The sequence below is a fragment of the Actinoplanes missouriensis 431 genome (assembly GCF_000284295.1).
GTDB classification, from domain to species: domain Bacteria; phylum Actinomycetota; class Actinomycetes; order Mycobacteriales; family Micromonosporaceae; genus Actinoplanes; species Actinoplanes missouriensis.
Window position 1 is genome coordinate 4,880,949 of record NC_017093.1, and the last position, 22,193, is coordinate 4,903,141.

At 71.2% G+C, this 22,193-nt stretch carries 21 protein-coding genes and 2 riboswitches; of the genes, 6 read left to right on the top strand and 15 right to left on the bottom strand.

Features of this window, described 5'->3' with window-relative positions; genetic code table 11:
* Positions 1-11 precede the first annotated feature (11 nt).
* From AMIS_RS22895 to AMIS_RS22915, 5 genes are all read right to left on the bottom strand, one after another.
* Positions 12-980: a LacI family DNA-binding transcriptional regulator gene (locus tag AMIS_RS22895; protein ID WP_014444766.1), complete on the bottom strand. Its 969-nt coding sequence runs from the start codon at positions 978-980 to the stop codon at positions 12-14.
* A gap of 767 nt (positions 981-1,747) precedes the next feature.
* On the bottom strand, positions 1,748-2,980 hold the full coding sequence (locus tag AMIS_RS22900) for a hypothetical protein (protein ID WP_014444767.1): 1,233 nt from the start codon (positions 2,978-2,980) through the stop codon (positions 1,748-1,750).
* Complete coding sequence (locus AMIS_RS22905; RefSeq protein WP_041829988.1) at positions 2,980-3,261, bottom strand: hypothetical protein; 282 nt, start codon at positions 3,259-3,261, stop codon at positions 2,980-2,982. Before AMIS_RS22905 ends, AMIS_RS22900 begins: the two co-directional genes overlap by 1 nt.
* 113 nt (positions 3,262-3,374) lie before the next feature.
* On the bottom strand, positions 3,375-3,830 hold the full coding sequence (locus AMIS_RS22910) for a lamin tail domain-containing protein (protein WP_014444769.1): 456 nt from the start codon (positions 3,828-3,830) through the stop codon (positions 3,375-3,377).
* A 102-nt stretch (positions 3,831-3,932) separates the two neighbouring features.
* Entirely contained in the window at positions 3,933-4,490 is a 558-nt protein-coding gene (locus AMIS_RS22915) for a TetR/AcrR family transcriptional regulator (RefSeq protein ID WP_014444770.1), read from the bottom strand.
* Between the two features lie 60 nt (positions 4,491-4,550).
* Here AMIS_RS22915 and AMIS_RS22920 point away from each other — a divergent pair, with 60 nt between their 5' ends.
* From AMIS_RS22920 to AMIS_RS22930, 3 genes are read left to right on the top strand one after another with little or no spacing between them, the layout of a single operon-like run.
* On the top strand, positions 4,551-5,981 hold the full coding sequence (locus tag AMIS_RS22920; RefSeq protein ID WP_041829989.1) for an MFS transporter: 1,431 nt from the start codon (positions 4,551-4,553) through the stop codon (positions 5,979-5,981).
* A 53-nt stretch (positions 5,982-6,034) separates the two neighbouring features.
* Positions 6,035-7,867, top strand: coding sequence for an alkyl/aryl-sulfatase (locus AMIS_RS22925; protein WP_014444772.1), 1,833 nt, complete (start codon positions 6,035-6,037; stop codon positions 7,865-7,867).
* A 40-nt stretch (positions 7,868-7,907) separates the two neighbouring features.
* On the top strand, positions 7,908-9,263 hold the full coding sequence (locus AMIS_RS22930) for a glutamate decarboxylase (RefSeq protein ID WP_197537965.1): 1,356 nt from the start codon (positions 7,908-7,910) through the stop codon (positions 9,261-9,263).
* Between the two features lie 40 nt (positions 9,264-9,303).
* Here AMIS_RS22930 and AMIS_RS22935 read toward each other — a convergent pair whose 3' ends face one another.
* Positions 9,304-12,411 carry a discoidin domain-containing protein gene (locus AMIS_RS22935; protein WP_063711171.1) on the bottom strand — a complete coding sequence of 1,036 codons (3,108 nt, stop codon included), beginning with the start codon at positions 12,409-12,411 and terminating at the stop codon, positions 9,304-9,306.
* Positions 12,412-12,580: 169 nt separating this feature from the next.
* Here AMIS_RS22935 and AMIS_RS22940 point away from each other — a divergent pair, with 169 nt between their 5' ends.
* Both AMIS_RS22940 and AMIS_RS22945 read left to right on the top strand, forming a co-directional pair.
* Positions 12,581-13,048 carry a hypothetical protein gene (locus AMIS_RS22940; RefSeq protein ID WP_231859059.1) on the top strand — a complete coding sequence of 156 codons (468 nt, stop codon included), beginning with the start codon at positions 12,581-12,583 and terminating at the stop codon, positions 13,046-13,048.
* Complete coding sequence (locus AMIS_RS22945) at positions 13,048-13,356, top strand: winged helix-turn-helix domain-containing protein (protein WP_014444776.1); 309 nt, start codon at positions 13,048-13,050, stop codon at positions 13,354-13,356. Before AMIS_RS22940 ends, AMIS_RS22945 begins: the two co-directional genes overlap by 1 nt.
* A 170-nt stretch (positions 13,357-13,526) precedes the next feature.
* On the opposite strand, the gene AMIS_RS22950 is transcribed toward AMIS_RS22945, so the two are convergent.
* The 8 genes from AMIS_RS22950 to AMIS_RS42890 all read right to left on the bottom strand — a co-directional run bounded on the left by AMIS_RS22950 (position 13,527) and on the right by AMIS_RS42890 (position 20,150).
* Positions 13,527-14,009: a GNAT family N-acetyltransferase gene (locus AMIS_RS22950; protein WP_041829990.1), complete on the bottom strand. Its 483-nt coding sequence runs from the start codon at positions 14,007-14,009 to the stop codon at positions 13,527-13,529.
* A gap of 30 nt (positions 14,010-14,039) precedes the next feature.
* Positions 14,040-15,848, bottom strand: coding sequence for a WD40 repeat domain-containing protein (locus AMIS_RS22955; RefSeq protein WP_014444778.1), 1,809 nt, complete (start codon positions 15,846-15,848; stop codon positions 14,040-14,042).
* Between the two features lie 53 nt (positions 15,849-15,901).
* Positions 15,902-16,387 carry a DUF6993 domain-containing protein gene (locus tag AMIS_RS22960; protein WP_014444779.1) on the bottom strand — a complete coding sequence of 162 codons (486 nt, stop codon included), beginning with the start codon at positions 16,385-16,387 and terminating at the stop codon, positions 15,902-15,904.
* 17 nt (positions 16,388-16,404) lie between these two features.
* Positions 16,405-16,713 (bottom strand): MazG-like family protein, encoded by a 309-nt coding sequence (locus AMIS_RS22965; protein WP_014444780.1) that lies wholly within the window; start codon positions 16,711-16,713, stop codon positions 16,405-16,407.
* Positions 16,714-16,728: 15 nt separating this feature from the next.
* Entirely contained in the window at positions 16,729-18,054 is a 1,326-nt protein-coding gene (locus AMIS_RS22970; protein WP_014444781.1) for an L-serine ammonia-lyase, read from the bottom strand.
* Positions 18,051-18,422, bottom strand: a complete 372-nt coding sequence (gcvH, locus tag AMIS_RS22975; protein WP_014444782.1) for a glycine cleavage system protein GcvH — start codon at positions 18,420-18,422, stop codon at positions 18,051-18,053. Before gcvH ends, AMIS_RS22970 begins: the two co-directional genes overlap by 4 nt.
* Positions 18,419-19,552: a glycine cleavage system aminomethyltransferase GcvT gene (gene gcvT / locus AMIS_RS22980; RefSeq protein WP_041829992.1), complete on the bottom strand. Its 1,134-nt coding sequence runs from the start codon at positions 19,550-19,552 to the stop codon at positions 18,419-18,421. Before gcvT ends, gcvH begins: the two co-directional genes overlap by 4 nt.
* Positions 19,553-19,591: 39 nt before the next feature.
* Positions 19,592-19,676: riboswitch (glycine riboswitch) on the bottom strand.
* A 4-nt stretch (positions 19,677-19,680) separates the two neighbouring features.
* A riboswitch (glycine riboswitch) is annotated at positions 19,681-19,766 on the bottom strand.
* 186 nt (positions 19,767-19,952) lie between these two features.
* A complete protein-coding gene (locus AMIS_RS42890) occupies positions 19,953-20,150 on the bottom strand; it encodes a hypothetical protein (protein WP_157434985.1) in 198 nt (65 codons plus the stop codon).
* 192 nt (positions 20,151-20,342) lie between these two features.
* On the opposite strand from AMIS_RS42890, the gene AMIS_RS22985 reads away from it, so the two are divergent.
* A complete protein-coding gene (locus AMIS_RS22985; RefSeq protein WP_157434987.1) occupies positions 20,343-20,663 on the top strand; it encodes a hypothetical protein in 321 nt (106 codons plus the stop codon).
* An 836-nt stretch (positions 20,664-21,499) separates the two neighbouring features.
* On the opposite strand, the gene AMIS_RS22990 is transcribed toward AMIS_RS22985, so the two are convergent.
* Entirely contained in the window at positions 21,500-22,189 is a 690-nt protein-coding gene (locus AMIS_RS22990; RefSeq protein WP_231859060.1) for an FKBP-type peptidyl-prolyl cis-trans isomerase, read from the bottom strand.
* Positions 22,190-22,193: the final 4 nt, after the last annotated feature.

Genomic DNA, 22,193 nt, shown 5'->3' on the forward strand with positions numbered 1-22,193 from the left:
CCACGTGTCCCCTATGTCGGGGCGACTCCGGAGGATGAACGCACGACCAGTCCGGTCGGCAGGGTGACCTCGCGGTCCCGTACCGTCGCAAGGGTCTTGCCGGCCCGGCGCAGGAGCAGCTCCAGCGCGGCCGCGCCCGCCCGGCCCTTCGGCACCGCGACAGTGGTCAGCGGCGGATGGCTCATCGCGGCCAGGCTGATGTCGTCGTAACCCACCACGCTCATCTGATCGGGAACGGACACCCCGCGCGCCGCGAGCCGGTGCAGCAGACCCATCGCCACCAGATCGTTGTAGGCCAGCACCGCCGTCGCCGGGCTCGCCAGGACCAGGTCACCGGCGAGCACACCGCCCTCGAACGTCGGCGCCACCGACCCGAACCGCAGAATCTCGTAGTCCGCGAGCGCGGCCAGCCGCTCCCGGCCCGCCCACGAGTCGTCCGGCCCGGCCAGGAACGCGATCTGCCGGTGACCCAGCGCCCGCAGATGATCCATCGCCTGCCGGGTGCCGGCCGCGATGTCCGCCGCGATCGACAGCATGCCGGGCGCCTGCCGGTGCACCAGAACCGTGGTGTCCGGGTCCGCGGCCTCGAGAAGCTCGGCGTCCGTCGCCCGGGGCGAGCAGAGCAGCACGCCGTCGGTGTTGCGGCCCAGCGTGGCGAGCGCCTCCAGCTCGGCGGCGACGTCCTCGTCGGTGTCCGTGATGAACACCCCGCAGTCGACGGCGCGGGCCCGGGCGCTGACGCCCTTGGCGATGTCGGCGAAGAACGGGTTACGCAGGTCGGGCACGATCAGCCCGTAGTTGCCGGTCCGCCCGGTGATCAGCCCGCGCGCCGTCCGGTTCGGACGGTAGCCCAGCCGCTCGGCGGCGGCCATCACCGTGGCCCGGGTGGCGGGGCTGACGCTGCCGCCGGTGAGCGCGCGCGACACCGTGGACACCGACACCCCAGCGGCATCGGCGACGTCGTGCACGGTCGTGCGCACCGGGCTTTCTCCCTCGTCAGAGCGGGTGTTTCAGGCCGCCAGCATAACGGGAGGTGGGCTGCGATGACATGAGCTGCAAATTTCCTGCATACGTTTGCATCGGGGTGTCCGCATTGCCCTGTACGCGCCCGTGCCCCGCCGTCGTGGCCACCCAAGTCCCGCGCCGCACGCCGTGTCAGGCGTCCTAGGAATCTAGGATGAAGGTGCCCGGTGGATGGATTGGTCTGGGCTGTGGGCTACTCCGGGCGGTTGGCCGCTCCGCGCGGTGGGCCGCTCCGCATGCCTCGGGCCGGCTGCGGGAGGATGCGGGCTTGGCATAGCACGTCCGCGCGATCAAGCCTCCGGACCGACACTGCGGACCAGCCGGACCAGCCGGTTGCCAGCGCTACCGGACCGACACTGCGGACCAGCCGGTCCGGCCGGCTGCCAGTGCTGTCCGGGCACATTGCTGACAGCACTACCAACCAGCTCGTCTTGCCCGGCTGGTCACCAGTGCTGTCGGCCGCCCGTTCTGTCTACACTGAGCGCCGGCCGGCATCGGCGTTTCCAAGATCTGCGGGCCTGCGGAGCAGCCCGACCGCCTCGATGTCGCCGAGCGAGCGGGCCAGGCCGGTGGCGCGGGATGCGATTCAACGGCGAACTCCGGTCCGTGGCGGCGGCTGGTCATCCGTGCCGGCCCTGCTCTTCGCCTCGACCTCTTGAGTGCGCGGCATTTCGTCGAGGACGATCGCCCCGGCACCGGGTCTACTCTCGCCGGCGCGGGCGGGTCACTTATCGTGGAGGGAGGCGCGGGCCTCTTCCGGAGTTGCGGGGGTGATCGCGGCGGCGGGCTTCGTGGAGTTGGTCGGATTGTCCGAGTTGTCTCTCACGCTGCTGTTCGCCTCCTCGCGCTGCGTGGGCGGGGCCGGCTCACCGTTCGGGCTCGGGATCGGCGCGTTGCTCGGTGCGTCGGTCGAGGATCGGTCGGGGTTGTGCTCGGGCCCGTGGTTCGAGGGCGGTGTCGGGTTGTCGTTGATGGTTCCGTTCGCCGACTGGCCCGGCTCGCCCTCCGCAGGCTTGTTCGGGGCGCTCGGGGAGGTGTCACTTTCGGTCGGATTGTTCGGCGTAGTGGGCGCCGCTTCGTCAGCACGGTTGGCATCGCGCAGGTCAGAGTCGGCCTCGGAGTTCGGCTTGAGCGCCGAGTCGCCGGACTCGCCATTCGGCTTCAGCGTGGCATCACCCGACTCCCCATTCGGCTTCAGCGCGGCGTCGCCAGATTCCGCGTTCGGCTTCAGCGTGGCGTCGCCAGTTTCGGCGTTCGGCTTCAGCGATGCATCGGCGTCACCGCTCATGCCGGCGGCGATGCCACCAGCTGCCGCACCGACACCGGAACCCGTTCCGCCCGCGTCGCCCGTCAGACCGCCGGCCAGACCACCGGCGGCAGCACCCACGCCAGCACCCACCCCAGCGCTCGCTCCCCCGCCGCCCGCTCCCCCGCCGCCCGCCTTCGCCACGTCGGACGCCTGGATCACCGGGACCCCGGCCGCCGCGGCCCTGCGGGCCCGCACCGCGTGCACCGCGGCCACCATCTCCGCCCGCGCCCCGCTGACCTCCCCCGCGGCGATCTGATAAGCCGCCACCTGCCGCGGATAGTCCGCCGCCGCCGGGTCCACCGGTTCCGGGATCATCGTCCCGGCCACCGGCAGCCCGCCCGCCGCCGCGACCTCCCGGGCCGCGGCCATCCGGCCCTGGGCGGCCGCCAGCCGGCTGCCGTAGTCGGTGAACGCGCCGGCCGTGGACTCGATCTCCCCGCGCAGTGCCTCCGCCATGGCGCCGGCGGTGGACATGCGGGTGCTGAACGCGGTTCCGGCAGAGCCGCGCCAGCCCTCGGCGGCGTCGGCGCCGGTGGAGCGCAGCGTCTCGGCGCTCGCGTGGACGTCGAAGCCGAGCTGGTCGCGGAGCCAGCCGGCGGTGCTGAAGATCTGGCCGGGGTCGCCGTCGAGGCGGGTGTCGATGGGCATCACGACACCCCGCTGATCCGCCGGCCCGCCGCGGAGTCCTCGGACGCGTACGTCTGTCCGGCCTCGAAAACGCGGTTGCCGGCTTCGGCGAGCCCGGCCGCCAGTCCGGCGGAGCTCGCGGTGAGCTGGGCGAGCAGTTCGGCGAAGATCGGGGTGGCCTCCCCGGCGTCCGGGGTGCGCGGGCCGCCCGCGGTGGTGCCCCGCAGCGCCGAGCCGGAGCGCCGGAGACGATCCGAGATCGATTCGAGCAGTACCAGGTCGACGGTCAGGCGATCAGCCATGGTCTTTCCTCCCACCGTGCGGATGTCCACCGTGCGGACGTCCGGATGTACACCGCACGGCGGGAGAAAAGTTCACTTCCGGCAAGCGAAAAAGACGAAAACCAGGAGCAGAATCAGCAAGCGATCTTGGTACGGCCCTTCTTGTTCCCCCACGAGCAGGTGTCCTGGGTCTTCTTGTCGGGCTTGCGCAGCGTCGCCGTGTCGCCGGTGTTGTTCCAGAGGTAATTGCCGGAGTTCCAGTAGACGTGCGTCTTGGTGTTCGTGCCCTTGCCGGTGTGCAGGTAGATCTTGCCGCCCTTCGCCGGGATGCTGACGCTGCCGAACGTGTAGACCCGGCCGCCCTTCTCCTTGATCGACCAGCCCTTCAGGTTGACCGCCTTCTTGCCGGTGTTGACCAGGGCGATCCACTCCGCGTTGCGGGACTTGTTGCTGCGGGTGTCCTTGCCGGGTGAGTCGTACTGGGCGCTGTGGAACCGCAGCGTGGGCGCCGCCTGGGCGGGGCTCGCCACGGCGAGTGTCCCGCCGAGGACGGCGGCGAAGGCGGCCACGGTGCCGAGCAGTCTGCGCATGAAGCACGTCTCCTTAGAGGTGGAAGATCTCGGAGCCTTCCAAGGAAAGGAGACCCGGGCACGCAGGCGCGGTGGACCGTTCGGGCGGTATCCGGCGGCCGGTCAGCGCGCGCGGATGCCGTCCAGGGCGAAGCGCAGCACCCGGTCGCGCTGCTCCTCGTCGACGAACGCCGCGGAGGTGAGGCCGGAGACCAGCCGGAGCACGTCGTCGAAGCTGGCGTCGGCGCGCACCTCCCCGGCCTGCTGGGCGCGGGCCATCAGCGGCTCACCGGCGGCGTACATCGTCGCGCGCGACGAGCGGAACATCTCCGAGTCACGGTTGAGCACGTCGATGATGGCGCGCTTGGTCACCGCGTACGCCACAAATCGCTTGAGCCAGGCCTGCAGGGCCTGCCACGGTGGGAGGGATGCGGCGGCCTCGGCCGCCGCGGCGAGCTGGTTGATCTCCTCGACGTAGACCGCCTCGAAGAGGTCCTGCCGGGCCGGGAAGTTGCGGTAAAGGGTCCCGATGCCGACGCCGGCGCGCTTGGCGATCTCCTCGAGGGACGCGTCGGCGCCGCGCTCGGCGAACACGTCGCGGGCGGCGGCGAGCAGCGCGTCGAAGTTGCGCCGGGCGTCGGCCCGCTGGGGGCGCCGCACGGCGATCGGCGCGTCGGCCACGAGACCACCCTCACAGAAAAGAGACGACAACCGGAGGCAAGCCTCCGTTAATGTGGAGGCATGCCTCGACTTTACCAGCCATCCCCGAGGGTGACCTTCGCGGTGCTGGCCGCGGCGGCTGCCGCGTTCTCCCTGATGCAGTCCCTGGTGACCCCGGTGCTGCCGACCATCCAGCAGGACCTGCACACCAGCACGGCGACCGTCACCTGGGTGCTCACCGCCTGGCTGCTCGCCGCCTCGGTGGCCACCCCGCTGATGGGCCGCATCGCCGACGGCATCGGCAAGGACCGCACCCTGATCGTCGCGCTCGCCGCCATCGCCGCCGGCTGCCTGGTCGCCGCGGTCGCGCCGTCGATCGGCGTGCTGATCGGCGCCCGGGTGCTGCAGGGCCTCGGCGGCGCGGTCTTCCCGATCTCGTTCGGGATCCTGCGCGACGAGTTCCCGCCGGCCCGGCTCGCCTCCGCGCTCGGTGTGCTCTCCGCGGTCATCGCGACCGGCAGCGGCCTCGGCATCGTGCTGGCCGGCCCGATCGTCGGCGTGCTCGACTGGCGCTGGCTGTTCTGGATCCCGATGGCCGTGGTCACGGTCGTCGCGGTGGTCGCCTGGCGGGTCGTCCCGGTCTCCCCGCGGCACGGCGACGGCCGGATCAACTGGCTCTCCGCCACCCTGCTCGCCGGCTGGCTCGTCGCGCTGCTGCTGCCGCTCAGCATGGGACGGTCGTGGGGCTGGTCCTCCCCCCGTACCCTCGCGATTTTTGCCGTTGCTCTTGTTCTTGCGGCCGCCTGGTTCGTCGCGGAGCTCCGCGCGCGGGAGCCGCTGATCGACATGCGGATGATGCGGCTGCCGTCGGTCTGGACCACCAACCTGGTCGCGCTGTTGTTCGGGGCCGCGATGTTCGGTGTGTTCGCCTTCCTGCCGCAGTTGCTGCAGGTGCCGGCGTCCACCGGGTACGGGTTCGGGATGAGTGTCACCGGCGCCGGTCTGCTGATGCTCCCGCTGATGGTGGCGATGGCGGTCTTCGGCTCGCTGAGCGGCCCGCTCGCGCGCTGGGTGAGCAACAAGGCGCAGCTGTTGTGGGGTTCCGCCATGGGCACGACGGCCTGCCTGAGCCTGGCCCTCGCGCACAGTCAGAAGTGGGCCGTCGCGGTCGCCGCCGGAGTGTTCGGCATCGGTCTCGGCCTGATCTACTCCTCGATGATCAACCTGATCGTGCAGAGCGTCCCGGCACACCAGACCGGCGCCGCCAGCGGCATGAACACCAACATCCGGACGATCGGCGCCGCCGTCGGCACGGCGGTCGTCAGCACCGTCGTGACCGGACACCTCCAGCCGAGCGGGCTGCCGGCCGAGTCCGGCTACACGATGGCCTTCCTGCTGCTCGCGGTGGCCAGTGCGGCCGCCTTCGCGGTGGCGCTGCTGGTGCCGTCCGGCCGGCGCGCCCCGGCGCCCGCCCCGGTGACGCTGCCGGAGCTCAGCCCGGTCGAGGTCTAGTTTCACCCGGTGCGAATGATGTGCCGCCGAGCCCCGTGGGTGACCGTGGGCACATGTCGAAGCCGGCCAGCAGCACCATCGAGGCGCAGCACGAACACCTCCTGAAGGCACTGCCCTTCTCGGACCAGCAGGACTTCACCGACGCCCGGCGCGGCCTGATCGCCGCGCCGGATCGCGTCGTGGTTCCCGACGCCGGCTGGGACAGCGGGCGGTACACGTTCCTCGCCGGGGAGGCCCCGGTCACGGTCAATCCCAGCCTGTGGCGGCAGTCCCAGCTCACCGCCATCCACGGCCTCTTCGAGGTGGTGCCGGGGATCTACCAGGTCCGGGGGTACGACCTCGCGAACGTCACATTCATCGAGGGCGACCGCGGCGTGATCGTGGTCGATCCGCTGATCTCGGCGCAGACCGCGGCCGCCGCCCTGGCGCTGTACCGGGAGAACCGCGGCGACCGCCCGGTCACCGGCCTGATCTACACGCACTCGCACGTCGACCACTTCGGCGGCGCCCGCGGGATCCTCCCCGGCGACCAGGCGAGCGGCGTGCCGGTGCTCGCGCCGGCCGGTTTCATCGAGCACACCGTCAGCGAGAACGTCTACGCCGGCCCGGCGATGGCCCGGCGAGCCTCCTTCATGTACGGGGCGGCCCTGCCGACCGGCCCGTCCGGTCAGGTCGGGGCCGGACTGGGCCAGACCAACTCCACCGGCACGGTCACGCTGATCCCGCCGACCGTGTCGATCCGGCACACCGGGGAGCGGGCGACCGTCGACGGCGTGCGGATGGTCTTCCAGATGGCGCCGGGCAGCGAGGCCCCCGCCGAGATGCACCTCTACCTTCCCGACCACCGGGCGTTCTGCGTGGCCGAGAACGCCACCCACACCCTGCACAACGTGCTGACGCTGCGCGGCGCCGAGGTTCGCGACCCGCGCGCCTGGGCCGGGTACATCTCCGAGTCGATCGAGCTGTTCGGCGCGGAACTGGAGGTGGTGTTCGCCTCGCACCACTGGCCGACGTGGGGACGGCAGCAGGCCGTGGAGTTCCTGCGCCGGCAGCGCGACCTCTACGCGTACCTGCACGACCAGACCGTCCGGATGATCAACGCGGGGCTGACCGGGCCGGAGATCGCCGAGACCTTCCAGCTGCCGCCGGCGCTCGAGCAGGCCTGGCACACCCGTGGCTACTACGGGTCGGTCAGCCACAACGTGAAGGCCGTCTACCAGCGCTATCTCGGCTGGTACGACGGCAACCCGGCCCGGCTGTGGCCGCACCCGCCGGTGGAGGCGGGCCGGCGGTACGTCGAGTTCATGGGCGGCGCGGACGCGGTCGTCGCGAAGGCCCGGGCGTCCTACGCGGCCGGTGACTTCCGCTGGGTGGCGGAGGTGCTCAACCACGTCGTCTTCGCGGTGCCCGATCACGCGGGCGCCCGGGACCTGCTCGCGGACGCGTACGAGCAGCTCGGCTACGGCTCCGAGAACGGCACGTGGCGATGCGTCTACCTGTCCGGCGCGCACGAGCTGCGGCACGGGAGCATGGGCACGCCGGCAACCGCCGCGTCTCCGGACCTGGTCGCCCAGCTCACCCCGGAGCAGCTCTTCGAATCGTTCGCGATCCGGGTCAACGGCCCGCGCTGCTGGAACGACGTGGTCACCGTCGACGTCGAGGTGACCGATCTGGACCGGCAGTACCGGCTCACCCTGCGCAACGGGGTTCTGACCCACAGCCGGGCGCCGCAGCCCGAGCCGGCGCAGGTCACCGTGCGCCTGACCAGCGCCGAACTGCCGGCCCTCGCCGCCGCGACGGATGTCCGGGGTGACGCCGGGGCCCTGCGGCTGCTGTCCGGCGCGCTGGACGCGCCGGACACGGACTTCGCCATCGTCACACCGTGACCGCGTTTTCGCAGCTCACGGCCAGGATATGAAAGGATCCATGTTGAAGCACCCCAGGAGCGAACGGCCGGCGCCGGAAGTCCTCGCGACGGCTGATGTGACGATCCCCCGGCACGAGTTGCCGGCCGGGGAGATGACGCCGGACGACGCGTACCAGATCGTCCACGACGAGCTGATGCTCGACGGCAACGCCCGTCTCAACGCGGCCACCTTCGTCACGACGTGGATGGAACCGCAGGCCGACCGCCTGATGGCGGAGTGCTTCGACAAAAACATGATCGACAAGGACGAGTACCCGCAGACCGCCGAGATCGAGGCGCGGTGCGTGAACATCCTGAGCCGGCTCTGGCACGCCCCGGACGCGCGGCAGGCCACCGGGTGCTCGACGACCGGGTCCAGCGAGGCCGCGATGCTCGGCGGTCTGGCCCTCAAGCGCCGGTGGCAGCGGCAGGGCCGGACCGGACGGCCCAACCTGGTGATGGGGATCAACGTCCAGGTCTGCTGGGAGAAGTTCGCCAACTACTGGGACGTGGAGATGCGGCTCGTCCCGATGGACGGGGACCGTTACCACCTCTCCGCCGAGGAGGCGGTGGCGCTCTGCGACGAGAACACGATCGGCGTGGTGGCGATCCTCGGCTCGACGTTCGACGGGTCCTACGAGCCGGTCGCGGAGATCTGCGCGGCCCTGGACGCCTTCCAGGAGCGCACCGGCATCGACGTCCCGGTGCACGTCGACGCGGCCTCCGGCGGGTTCGTCGCGCCCTTCCTCGACCGGGACCTGGTCTGGGACTTCCAGCTGCCGCGGGTCTCGTCGATCAACGTCTCCGGCCACAAGTACGGCCTGGTCTACCCCGGCGTCGGCTGGATCGTCTGGCGTGACGCGCAGGCGCTGCCCGAGGATCTGATCTTCTGGGTCAACTACCTCGGAGACGACATGCCCACGTTCGCCCTGAACTTCTCCCGCCCCGGCGCGCAGGTGGTGGCCCAGTACTACAACTTCCTGCGCCTGGGATTCGCCGGATACGCCAGGGTCCAGGGGTACGCCCGGGACGTCGCCACCCGCCTCGCCGGAATGATCGCCGACCTGGGGCCGTTCGAGCTGCTCACGCGCGGCGACGAACTCCCGGTCTTCGCGTTCAAGCTGCGCGACGAGGTCACCGGCTACTCGGTCTTCGACGTCTCCGAGGCGCTGCGGGAACGCGGCTGGCAGGTGCCCGCCTACACGTTCCCGAAGAACCGCGAGGACCTGGCCGCGCTGCGCATCGTGGTCCGGCGCGGCTTCACCCACGACCTGGCCGACCTGCTCCTGGAGGATCTGCGGCGGCACGTGCAGCGCCTGGAGAAGCAGGCCGTGCCGGCCCGCGACGCCACCACCGCCACCGGCTTCCACCACTGATCGGCGCGCTGGGGCCTTCTCGAGGACAGGCCCCAGCCCGTCAGCGGGCCGCGACCCGCATCTCCGAGATGCTGGTCCACGGGTTGCCGGAGGTCTCCGACAGGGCGCGCAGCCTCACGTAGCGCGCGGTCCGGGCGGAGAAGCAGGCGTTCTGCTCGGCGACCACGTCCGGCCAGGTGCCGGCCGCCGCCGGGGTGCCCCAGCTGGTGCCGGTCGTCGAGGTGTAGATCTCGTAGCGTCCGATCCGGCCGTTCTTGCCGTCCTGCCGCGGGCGCTGGTAGACGCAGCTCACCGACATGTTCCGGCCCAGGTCCAGCTGGATCTCGTGCGGATGCGCGGGGTCCGGCTCGACGCCGGACCACTGGGTGTGCCAGATCGTGGCGAGGTCGTTGTCCAGCACGTTCGCCGCTTTCTGGTCCTGGGAGCCGGTCTCCTGGCTGTCCACGAACTTCACCGTCGTCGCGATCCGGGGCAACCTCGGCGCCAGGGACACGTTGAGCTCGGCGACCGTGGTCCACGGCTGGCCGGTCACCTCGGAGAGCGCGCGAAGGCGTACATATCGACCGCTCTTGGTCGGGAAGGTGACCGCCTGCTCGTTGGCGTTGTTGGCGAACGTGCCGGTGATCTGCGCGGTGCCCCAGTTCGTGCCGTCCACCGACACGTAGATCTCGTAGCGTCCGATCCGGCCGTTCGCCACGTCCGCGCGGCCCCGGTAGAACAGGCCGTTCACGTCGTAGACGCCGCCCAGGTCGAGCTGGATCTCGTGCGGGTGCGCCGGGTCGGCGGTGCGCCACTGGGTGTGCCAGTAGGTGGCCGGGTTGCCGTCGAGCACGTTGCTCCCGGGCGACTCGGTCTCCTGCGAGTCGACCCGGCGCACGGTCATCGCCGACTGGGCGCGCCGCTGCGGCACGAACGTCGCCATGTACGTCGTGTTCGCCGCCGGCGCGATCACCGTGTGCGTCTGGGTGCCCCCGTCCGACCAGGCCGCGAAGACCTGCGTGACCCCGCCGGCGGCCTGCGGGGTGATGCCGCTGACCGAGTTCGCCGAGCCCTGGATCACCCGCTTGGTGAACGGCGTCGTCTGCGCGGCGCCGCCGAACGCGATCTGGGTGCCGGAGGGGTTGCCGGTGAAGGTCAGATCGACGGTACGCGGATCCAGCCGCCGGGTCGTCGTGGACGACAGCCCGCCCGCGTCGGTGGCCGTCAGCACCAGCTCCAGGTAGGACGGGTACTCGTGGTCGGGCGCCGGGAACGACGCGCCCGCCACACCGGTCCACTCCTGCACGGTGTGGGTGTGGCAGTTGTCCGGCGCGTAACAGTGGTACTGCAGCAGCCGCCAGCGCAGCGCCGAGGCCGGCAGCGTCCCCTCGTTGGGGTCGGTGGCGCCGCCGCTGAACGTCATCTGCTGCCCGACCGCGAACGTGGCGCCGCCCGCCGGCGTCGCGATGGCCGCCACCGGCGGGCTGTTGCCGGACTGGATCTGCACGGTCTGCGTGTCGGACGCGTCCAGCGAGTCCACCACCCGCAGCCGGGCGGTGAACGGGCCGCCGTCGGACGGGTAGGTGTGGGTGGCGGTCGGCGTGCGCGCGTCGACCGTGCCGTCGTTGGTGAAGTCCCACTCGTACTTCAGCAGCCCGGCGTCCGCCTCGTCCGGGTCGCTGGACTGGCGGGCGTCGAAGTTCACGGTCAGCGGCGCCTCGCCGGTGGTCGGCGCGGCGGTCAGCACCGCGTTCGGCGGCTGGTTGCCGGCGAAGTAGCGGATCCGCCGGATCGTGCCGCCGGCGTCGGCGTAGTACAGCTCGCCGCCCGGCCCGATCGCCAGGTCCACCGGGTTGGCCGCGCCGGCGACGAAGGTGAGCCGGTTCGCCGCGTCCGGCACACCACCGGCCGCGGCCGGCCGCATCGCCCAGATGCAGTCCCGGGTGTAGTCGGCGAAGAACAGCGCACCCGCGTACGCCGCCGGGTAGTCCCCGCCGGACGACGGGTAGAACGCCATGCCGGACGTGCTGGATCCGCCGGTCGGGCAGGTCTCCCCGGAGACCACCTGCGCGGAGTGCTGGTACGCGTAGTGCGGCGCGGTCACCCCGCCGGCGGTGTAGAGGTTCTCGCACAGGGTGAGGTTCGCCCCGTCGTACCCACCCTGGCGGGCGGTGCCCTCGAAGCAGGGCCAGCCGAGGTTGCGGACCGCGTTCACGTCGGGGATCCGGTTGATCTCCTCCCAGGTGTTCCAGCCGACGTCGCCGACCCAGAGTTCCCCGGTGCCGGGCCGGATCGCGAACCGGTACGGGTTGCGCATCCCGGTCGCGATCACGCGCCGGGTGTTCGCGTCGGCGGACCCGGCGCCCGGGTTGCCGGACGCGGCCTCGCCGGTGGCCGGGTCGAGGCGCAGGATCGTGCCGTCCAGGCCGGTCGGGTCGCCGCTGGTGCGCACGTCCTGGGAGCGCAGGGCGCCACCCTCCGCGGCCGGCGGCGTCATCGTGCCGCCCGGCGGGTCGGCGCACGGGTTGATCGGGCTCCCGAGCTGCCCGTAGTCCACCTGGTTGTAGCTGGCGCCGTCGCCGGAGCTGACGTAGAGCATGCCGTCCGGGCCGAAGCGCAGGTCGCCGATGGAGTGCGACGGGTACTGCTGGCACCAGTCGTGCAGCAGCGGCTGCTCGGCGCCGGTCATCACGCTGCCGTCGGCCTGCAGGCGGGAGAGCCGGGCGGTGACCACGCAGCGCCCGCCGTTGGCGCCGCCGACCGCGCCGCAGTTGTCGTTCCACACCGGGGCGGTCCGGCCGGGCGGCGCGTCGTAGGTGTAGAGCACGTAGACCCACGGCGCCGTCGGGAAGTCCGGGTGCAGGGCGAGGCCGAGCAGGCCCCGGTCGTTCTGGTTGTGCACGTTGACGCTCAGGTCCGCGAAGAGCGTCGGCGTGGTGTCGGCGATCGAGTCGAAGACCTTGATCCGGCCGGCCTTCTCGGCCACGAAGATCCGCCCGTCACGGGCGAACTCGATGTTCATGGGCTGATCGAGTCCGGTCAGGACTATCTGCTCGCGGAACCCGGACGGCAGCACCGCCGCCTGGGCCGGTCCGCCGTGTGCCACACCGAGCAGGGTGGCGGCCAGAAGTGTGACGACGAATGTCGCGATTGCGCGCCGAACGGCCACAGCCATTCCTCCCCCGAGGCTTCGCTGCCGATGGGGGATGACAACACACAGCGCCGAACATCGGTTTGTTTCGATCATGTTTCGTGCGCATGACGCAAAATCGGCACTTTCCTAGCGGGAAAGTTGTGCTACTTTCCTATCAGGCAAGTACATGCCCGAGGAGGAAGTCATGAGCATCCCGCCCGTCGACGCCGAGCTCGCCCTCGCCGAGATCCACGCGCGCCGCGCGCAGGTGGTCGGCGCCAATCTCGTACCCGGATGGTTCTGGCCCGGCACCGCCGGCCTGATGCTGCTCTTCGTGCTCGCGGTCGAGTCCGGCGTCACCTGGGTCGTCGCGACAGGCACGATTCTGTACGTCTTCGGGCTCAGCGCACTGATCATCGGGGTGGTCCGGCACGCCCGCGTCCAGGTGCGGCCCGCCCTGATCGGCGTCCGCGGCGCCCTCGCCATCGCCGGGTTCGCGCTCCTGCTCGTCGCCGCCGGCGTCGGCCTGGGCTTCGCCCTCGAAGCGCTCGGCGTGCCGTTCCCGGCCACCGTCGCGCTGATCCCGGTCGCGCTCGGCCTGATCGTCGGCGGCCCCCGGCTGATGGCCTACCTGCGCCGCGTCATGCTGGCCCGCCCGCTGGCGGGGAACTGATGGCCCGCTTCGACGACCTGATCCACGCGCCGACCCGGCTCTCCCTGGTCAGCCTGCTGGCCGCCACCGACTGGGCGGACTTCCGGTTCCTGCGCGACAGCGCGGGGCTCTCCGACTCGGCGCTGTCCAAACAGCTCACCACCCTCGAGGAGGCGGGCTACGTGGAGATCCGCAAGAGCTTCGTCGGGAAGCGGCCGCGCACGTCGGCGCGGCTGACGGCGCGCGGGCACGAGGCGTTCGCCGGGCACGTGGCGGCGCTGCAGGAGATCGTCGCGCGCGCGGGGCTGGCCGTCCTCCCTCAGCCGTGACGGCCCGCCCCCACGCGTGGAGTGCGGGTGCGGATCGCACCCCCACTCCACCCGCGCCGGGCTTGCGGGCAGTGGCGCGAAAGGGGCGTTACGGCCCGGCGTTGCAGGAGGTCGCCCCGGATTGCCGGGGGACGGATCGGGCTGCTTCCGGGGAGGCTCCGGCCGTACCCTTATCGGAATTTCTTGTGCATGACGTGCAGGCCGACCGGGCCGTGGGCGGGGTGGTCGAAGGCGTCCGGGATGGTGCCGATGATCGTGAATCCGAGGGACTGCCAGAGGGCGACGGCCGGGTTGGTGGCGACTACGGCATTGAAGACCATCGCTCGGTATCCGTCGTTGCGGGCCTCGGTGAGGACGTGTTCGGCGAGGCGGCGGCCGATGCCGCGGCCGCCGCTGGCCGGGTCGACCATGAAGCCGGCATTGGCCACCGCGGAGGCCGGGCCGCCGTAGTTGGGCTTCACATAGGCGGATGCCACCACTGTTCCGGCGTCCTCGACGACGAAGACGCGGGCGGCCGGGTTCATCCAGAGGGCCCGGGCGGCGTCCTCGGGGGTGTCGCGGTCCCAGGTGTACGTCTCGCCGGCCGCCACGATCGTGCGCCAGAACGGCCAGATGCGCGGCCAGTCCGCCGCTACGGCATCCCTGATCTCCATGATCTTCAAGATAGCGGGTGTGCGTCTCCGTCAGGATGATCGGAATCGGGCTTGGAGGGCTCCGGTCAGCAGGTCCCAGACGCGCAGCGTGCCGTCCTCGGAGCCGCTCACCAGCTGGGTGCCGGCGATCGCGGCGGACGTGATCCGGCCGGTGTGCCCGGTGAGCCGCAGGCCGTGCCCCGCGGCCGGCACGCCGCCGCCTCCGCCGGAGCCCACCGCGCCTCCGCCGACCGCGCCGACCGCGCCGACCCGCAGCGTGCCGTCCTCTCCGCCGGTAGCCACGATCAGCCGGCCCTCGTGGACGGTCGCCGCCACCGCGGTGAGCTGGCCGTCGTGGCCGGCGCGTTCGCCGAGCGACGCCCCGCTCGCCAGGTCCCACACCCGCAGTACCCCGTCCGCGCCCGCGCCGGAGACGACGACCGGGCGGCCGGCGGCGTCGATCACCGTGATCGGCGGCCACGTCACGGATCCGCCCTGGCCACCGCCGGGCATCGGGGCGCCGATCGCGTTGCCGGTGGCGAGGTCCCACGCCCGCAACGCGACCTCGGACGTGTCGTAGACGCCCGAGCGCTCGTCGTAGGGGTGGTCCGCGGTGATCGCGTAGATCACGTCTCCGGCCTGCGCGAACGCCCGGGCGCCTGCCCACTCGTCCAGCGGACCGGCGGCAAGCTCGCCGGTGGCGAGATCCCATGCCCGGGTACGGCCGTCGCCGTGCAGGCTGACCGCGATCGTCAAGCCGTTCCAGGTGGCGGTCGCGAGCACGGTCGTCTGGTAGCGCGTGTCGATCGGCTCGGTGACCGGCACGCCGGTGGTCAGGTCCCAGAGCCGCAGGGAACGATCAGCAGCGGTCACGGCGATGACGCGCCCGTCGAGTTCGGCGGTGGCGACGGCGCGTACCCAGGAGGTGTGCCCGGTCATCGGCGAGCCGATCGGGGTGAGCGTGCCGAGGTCCCAGCGGCGGACCGTGCCGTCGCCGTCACCGCTGATCGCCATCGGCCGCCCGTTGACGACAGCCACCGTCACCGCGGTGATCGAGACCGTCTCGTCGGCCCAGACCGGACCGTTCTCCGTGCCGTCCGGCAGGTCATGCGTGCGCACCGCCTCGTCCAGCCCCAGGGTGACCAGGATCGGACGGCCGTCCCGGACCGCCGTCGCCACCGCCCCCACCTCGTCGATCGTCCGGCCCGCCGAGCCGTCCCCGGAGACGTGAGGGCCGCCCTCGGCGACGTGAGCCGCCGAGCCGTCTCCCGTGACGAGGGTCGCGGTCGAGCCGTCCCCGGTCACGAGGACGAAGCCCTCGGCCGTCTCCGCGGCGGCCAGCGCCGTGACCGCCGCGCCGGGGCGGTGGATCGGCTCGCCCGCCTCCTCGCCGGTGGACAGGTCGGACCGGTGGATCACGCCGTCGCTGTCCGCGCTGACCACGATGGACGGCCCGGCCATCGCCAGGGCCAGCACCGGCGCCCGGTGCACGGCCAGGGGTCCGCCGATCTCCTCGCCGGTGGTGATGTCCCAGCGCCGCAGCTCACTGCCTGTCGCGCCGATCAGAGTCGGACGCCCGGCCAGCACCCCGGCGATGATCGCCTGTGGGGTGTCACCGCGGAACGTGACGCCGAGATGCTCACCCGAGGAGAGGTCGACGACGTACAGGCGCTGGTTCGCCAGACAGATCGCGATCGGACGCCCGTCGATCTCGGCGGCCGCGACGGCGTCGATGTGCGCCAGCCCGGTCGGTATCGTGCCGGCCGACGTCCCGGAGGTCAGGTCGATGATCTCCAGGGCCGGGCCGCGCACGATGATCGCGTGCGGGCCGCCGGCCTCGATGACGGTCAGGCAAGACATGGCGACACTCTAAGACGTCACTGTGCGAGGAGACGTGACTGCCCGAGAAGGCGTCACGGTGCGAGGCAGTTCCCGTCGGGGAGGACGCCCGCGTACCACTCGTGGAACCGGTCGGACGGCGTTACGTCGCCCATCACGCAGACGTCGCCCACCTTGACCGCGTAGATCAGCGAACCGGTGACCGTCGGATCGGTGTCGCGGGCCAGCCGGACCAGGTGATCGGCGTACCCGGCCGTGGTGAACGCCTCCCGCACGGTCACCACGTCCTCGGGGGTCGCGGAGAGCCGGGTGCCGCCGAGGACGTTGTGCACGGCGGCCGCGGCCTCGTCGAGCTTCTCGTCCTCGCCGATCGCCGGCACGACGGTGCGCCGGTGGATGTCCTTGCGCTCCATGTCGCAGTGCCCGTCGTCGTTGGCCGGGTCCGCGCAGGTGGTCCAGCGCGGGGACTTCGCGGTGGTGGAGGAATCGGCGGTGGCCTCCGCGCACGCCGCGGCGAAGGCCATGAACAGGACGGCCGGCACGAACCTGATCAATCTCACGCGGGCAACCTACAACGTCATTCCGGCGGCAGGTACGTGGCGGCTTTCACAGCGCACGATCGAACCGCCTCCTCCGCGTCCACCCCGATGCTCTCCAGCGCGACGAGCGCCGTGAACACGACGTCGGCCAGCTCGCCGGCGACCTGCTCACGGGTGTGCGTGACGCCCTTGCGCGGGTTCTGCCCGAGCATCCCGATCCACGCCTGCGCGGCCTCGCCGGACTCCTCGGTGAGCTTGAGGATCCGCAGGGTCAGCTCGAGATCCGACGTCCCGTTCCGCTCATCGAGAAAAGAACGCCAGCGTTTCGCCTCGGCCCAGATGTCCATACCGGCATTCTCGCGTCAGCACTCGATGACGTTGACGGCCAGGCCGCCGCGGGACGTCTCCTTGTACTTGATCTTCATGTCGGCGCCGGTCTCCTTCATGGTCTTGATGACCTTGTCGAGGGAGACGTGGTGCCGGCCGTCGCCGCGCAGCGCCATCCGGGCCGCGGTGACCGCCTTGACCGCGGCCATCCCGTTGCGCTCGATGCACGGGATCTGCACCAGGCCGCCGACCGGGTCGCAGGTCAGCCCGAGGTTGTGCTCCATGCCGATCTCCGCGGCGTTCTCCACCTGCTCGGGTGTCCCGCCGAGGACCTCGGCGAGCCCGGCGGCGGCCATCGCGCACGCCGAGCCGACCTCGCCCTGACAGCCGACCTCCGCCCCGGAGATGCTGGCGTTCTCCTTGAACAGCAGCCCGATCGCCCCCGCCGCCAGCAGGAACCGGACCACCCCGTCGCCGTTGGCGCCCGGCACGAAGTCCAGGTAGTACCGCAGCACCGCCGGGATGATCCCCGCGGCGCCGTTGGTGGGCGCGGTCACGACGCGACCTCCGGCCGCGTTCTGCTCATTGACCGCCATCGCGTACGCCGTGAGCCACTCCATCGAGTGCGCGGCCGGATCACCTGCCGCCCGTAGCTGGCGAGCCGTGGACGCGGCGCGGCGGCGCACCTTCAGGCCGCCGGGCAGCACCCCCTCGGCGTTCAGGCCCTCGTCGATGCAGTCGGACATCACCGACCAGATGTGCAGCAACCCGTCCCGGATGCCGGACGGCGCCCGCCACGCGGACTCGTTCTCCAGCATCAGCCGGGAGATCGACAAACCCGTGGACCGGGTCAGGCCGAGCAGATCGGTACCGGACAGGAACGGGTGGGGCACGGGCGGGTGGTCGGCCCGTACCCGGGAAGCGAGATCTCCCACCACGAAGCCGCCGCCGACCGAGAAATACTTCTTCCGCAGCACCTCGGCGCCGTCCGCGGCGAGCGCCGTGAAGGTCATCCCGTTCGGGTGCTCGGGCAGTGAGCGGCGCCGGTGCAGCACCATCTCCACCGCGACCTCCCGGCCGGACGGCAGCACGATCCGCCCGTCCGCCGGAGCCTCGAGGGTCACGTCGACCGTCTCCGGATCGAAGCCCTGCAGACCGAGCAGGACCGCCTTCGGCGTGCCGTGCCCGTGACCGGTGGCGCCCAGCGATCCGAACAGCTCCGCCCGCACCGAAGTGACGTGGACGGAATCGGACAGCTTCGCGGCGAACATCGCGGCCGCCCGCATCGGGCCGACCGTGTGCGAGCTGGACGGCCCGATGCCGATCGAGAACAGGTCGAAGACGGAGACGGCCAAGATCATGACTCCGGTGAGATCAGCGCGGCATAGGCCGCGGCGTCGAGAACCTCGGGGGTACGGGTGACGCGCACCCGGTAGAGCCAGCCGGCGCCGTACGGATCCGAGTTGATCAGACCCGGGTCGTCGGCGAGCGCCTTGTTGACCTCCACGATCTCCCCATCGGCCGGCGCATAGACCTCGCTGACGGATTTGGTCGACTCGATCTCGCCACACGTCTCGCCGGCCGTGGTGACGGCGCCGACCTCGGGCAGGTCGACGAAGACCACGTCACCGAGGGCGTCCGCGGCGAACGCGGTGATGCCGACCGTGGCGATCTCGTCGTCGGTGAGCCACTCGTGGTCACGGCTGTAGCGAAGGTTCAAGGGGATCACTGGGGGCTCCTGCGGTAGAAGGGCAGCGCGACGACCTCGGCGTCCTCGCGGGTGCCACGGACGTCGACGACCAGACGGGTGCCGGGCGCCGCGAACACGGGTGGGACGTAGGCCATGGCGATCGGGTGACCAAGCGTCGGCGACGGCGCGCCACTGGTCACCTCGCCGATCCGCTCGCCGCTGACCGGATCGAGCACCGCATGGCCACTGCGTGGCGCGCGGCGGCCGGCCGTGACCAGGCCGGTCAGCACGGTCGACGGCCCCTGGGCGGCGACGCGGCGCAGCGACTCGGCGCCCACGAAGTCCGCCTTGTCCAGGGCGACGATCCGGCCCAGCCCGGCGTGGAAGGGGGTGGTGCGGACGGTGAGCTCGTGCCCGTACAGGGGCATGCCCGCCTCCAGGCGCAGCGTGTCCCGGCAGGCCAGACCGGCGGGGGTGGCGCCGCTCTCCCGCAGGCTCTCCCAGATGGTCGCGGCGTCGGCGTCCGAGCAGTAGATCTCGAAGCCGTCCTCGCCGGTGTACCCGGTGCGGGCCAGCAGCACGTCACAGCCGGCGACCCGCGCCTCGGTGATGCCGTAATAGGGCAGGTCGAGGCTCTCGATGGCCATCGCTTTTGCCGATGCGGGGCCCTGCGTGGCGATCACTTCCGCCGATGCGGGGCCCTGCGTGGCGATCACTTCCGCCGATGCGGGGCCCTGCACCGCGATCAGCGAGCCGCCGGCGTCGGTGATCCGGACCGCGAACCCGTTGGCGTGCTCGCCGAGCATGGCCCGGACCATCGGGGCGTTCGCCGCGTTCGCCACCACCAGGAACCGGTCGGCCGCGAGCCGGTAGACGACCAGGTCATCGAGGACGCCGCCGGTGGTATGGCAGAGCATCGTGTACTTGGCGCGGCCGACCTTGACCGTCGAGAGACGGCCGGCGAGGGCGTAGTCGAGGAATTCCGCGGCGTTGCGGCCGGTGACCTCGATGCGGCCCATGTGGCTGAGGTCGAAGAGCCCCGCGGCGGTCCGCACGGTGTGGTGCTCGGCGATGTCACTGCCGTACCGCAGCGGCATGGTCCAGCCGGCGAACGTGGTCAGATGCGCGCCGAGGCGCGTGTGGACGTCGAAGAGCGCAGTGCGTCTCACGGGAGGCTCCAAGGTCGTGACAGGTTGGGGCCTCCCTCGCTCTGTCATGGGGCCTGAGAGCTTCACCGCCGTTACGGGCGGTTTGCACCGTGGGCGCGTTCGTCTCGCGAACGGCTTTCCAGAGTCGCCTGACCGCAGCGGTACGTGGGCCTGAGAGATTCTGAGGGAGAAGTTGCTCCTTCGGCGCCTCGCCGGGTTCTCCAGGGCCGTGGGCTCTGGTGCCAGGGCCTTGTGGCTCTGGGTGCAAGGGCCTTGTGGCTCTGGGCGTCAGGGCCTTGTGGCTCTGGTGGCGAGGGCTCTCCCGCTGCGGGTTAGCGGCTTCTTCAGTTGTGGCCTGCAAGCTATCCGGGCCGTCATGATCACGTCAAGCGAGCAGGTGCGCAGGTGAGCGTCGTGATCCCTAGTCACCCGTGGCGGCGGCCTCCTCGTCTCCGGCGGTAGCGCTCTTGTCTCCGGCGGCGGCCTCCTCGCCCGTGGCTGCGGCCTCCTGTTCTGTGGCGGTGGCCTCCTCGAGGACCTTGAGCTGGCGTTCCGCGTCGTCACCGCGCGGCCACAGCACCGCGACCATCGCGCCCGAGCACCCCGGACCATCCGCCACCCCAGCGCCATCGGCGCCCGAGCACCCCGGACCATCCGTCACGCCAGCGCCATCGGCACCCGAGCACCCCGGATCATCCGCCCGCCCCAGCGCGGCTGGCACTCGAGCACCCCGGATCTCCGCCCGCCCCAGCGCGGTCGGCGCCCGAGCACATCGGATCATCCGCTCCGGGTGACGCGGGCCGCTCACCCGGTGGGGGACGATCAGGTTAACCGGGCCGCGACCGGGGCAAGTGGAGACGAAACCCGTCGGGAGGACCTGATGACCATTTACGACAGCACGGTCGACGCTCAGCACAACATCGCCGTTTCCGGTGACCCCGCCGTGATCGCGGCTGACGCCGAAGCCACCGGCGCCGAGCTGGGCATTCCCGCCAAGCGCCGCCTGCTGCCCATCGTCATGACCACGGCGGCGATCGCAGCGGTGACCGCCGCAGCGATCTACGGCGCAGCGAAGGCAATCGAAGCCCGCCGGAGCCGCAGCCGGTGGGAGCAGTTCCGCAGCCGCTTCTAAAGTGGCGAGCGGGTAGTCGCAAGCGACGCTCGAGGCTCGGCGAGTAGCGAGCGTCAAGCGGGAACCACGTAACGCCGGGCCGCGTGTGGACGACGGGCGCAACACGAACCCCCATTCCACACGCGGCCCGCGTTCGTCCAGGCGGTGTGGAATTCGGTATCGCCACGACGGAGGATCCCTACCACCGTTTCGCTCCTTCTTATTATGAAGTCGGCAGTCTTTTCGGGGTAACGGAGATCCTTTCCTGAATACAATGGACTCCACGATCGCGGCAGGGAGCGAAACCTTGACCGTGCGGGGCGACGGCCGAACTGGAGATGGTGGCCGAGCTGGCGGGGGCGGCTGAGCTGGACGAGGCCCCGAAGCTTCGGGAGGTGACGTCGCCACGGGCGGCTCAGGAACCCTGGGCGACTCAGGAACTCTGGGCGGCGGTGGGCCTGCGGAACGATCGGCCTCGTCACGCAGCTGGCGCAGCCGGCGAGCATGCCGTTGCGCGAGACCCCACGTGCGGTGCCGCGCATGCTCCCACCTGAACCGCTCCGCCTCCGGCGAATAATTGCGGCGCGCGCTCGGATCCCGCAAATGCTTCACGGGAAACAAGGAAAGCTGCGCCATGAACCAAGCGTTTCTCGCCCTCCAGGGAATGGCCAACAGAATTCGTCATACCTGGTATGAGCCAATCAAATGATCGTCGGCCTTCGCTGAGGAGAAGGGCCGGCGCGCTGAAGAGCCTCACCGCAGGCCGACGCCAAGGCACGTTCGGATGCGGGAAGGCAGAGCCACCCTCGGCGCGGCCAGCGCCCCCCATCGATGCGCCGACCAGCACAACCCCCAGATCAGGAAGCCGCCAGCACATCCACGACGAACCGCAGGTCCCCCGCCGGCCCTCCCCCTGTCGCATTCTCCCCGTAAGCCATATCAGCCGGGATGTCCAGCTGCACCCGGCTCCCCACCTTCACCCCGACCAGCCCCTGATCCCACCCCGGGATCACCTGCCCCACGCCCACCTGGAAGCTGAACGGCTCCTTCCGGTTCCACGACGCGTCGAACTCCTTGCCGTCGGCATGGGTCACGCCGACATAGTTCACGTCGATCGTCTGCCCGGCCCGCACCACCGCCCCTTTACCCTCGATGAGCGTCGTCACCGTGAGCTTGGTGACGTCCCCGCTCCCCGCCGTGGCGGCCGGCTTCTTCTTCAGCGCCGGATCCGCCCCCTCCGGAAGCGGCGGGAAGGCCGCAGCGACCGGCGACGAGAAAGAGGCAGACGACGGGGCAGAGGCAGACGGCGGGGCAGAGGCCGACTGCGGGGCAGAGGCAGACGGCGACGACGACGAATTGCCGATCCACAGGACCAGCCCCACGACGACGGCGATGACGGCCACCGCCGCACCGGCCACGGCCTGCGTGCGCCGCCGCTTCTCGAGGGCCTGAGCGCGAGCCCGGGCAGCCTTGGCCTCGGCGCGCTTCTCCGCCTTGGTCTTGAGCGGGCTGTTACGGGAGGGACCTGTGGTCACGAAATCGGGCACCGTA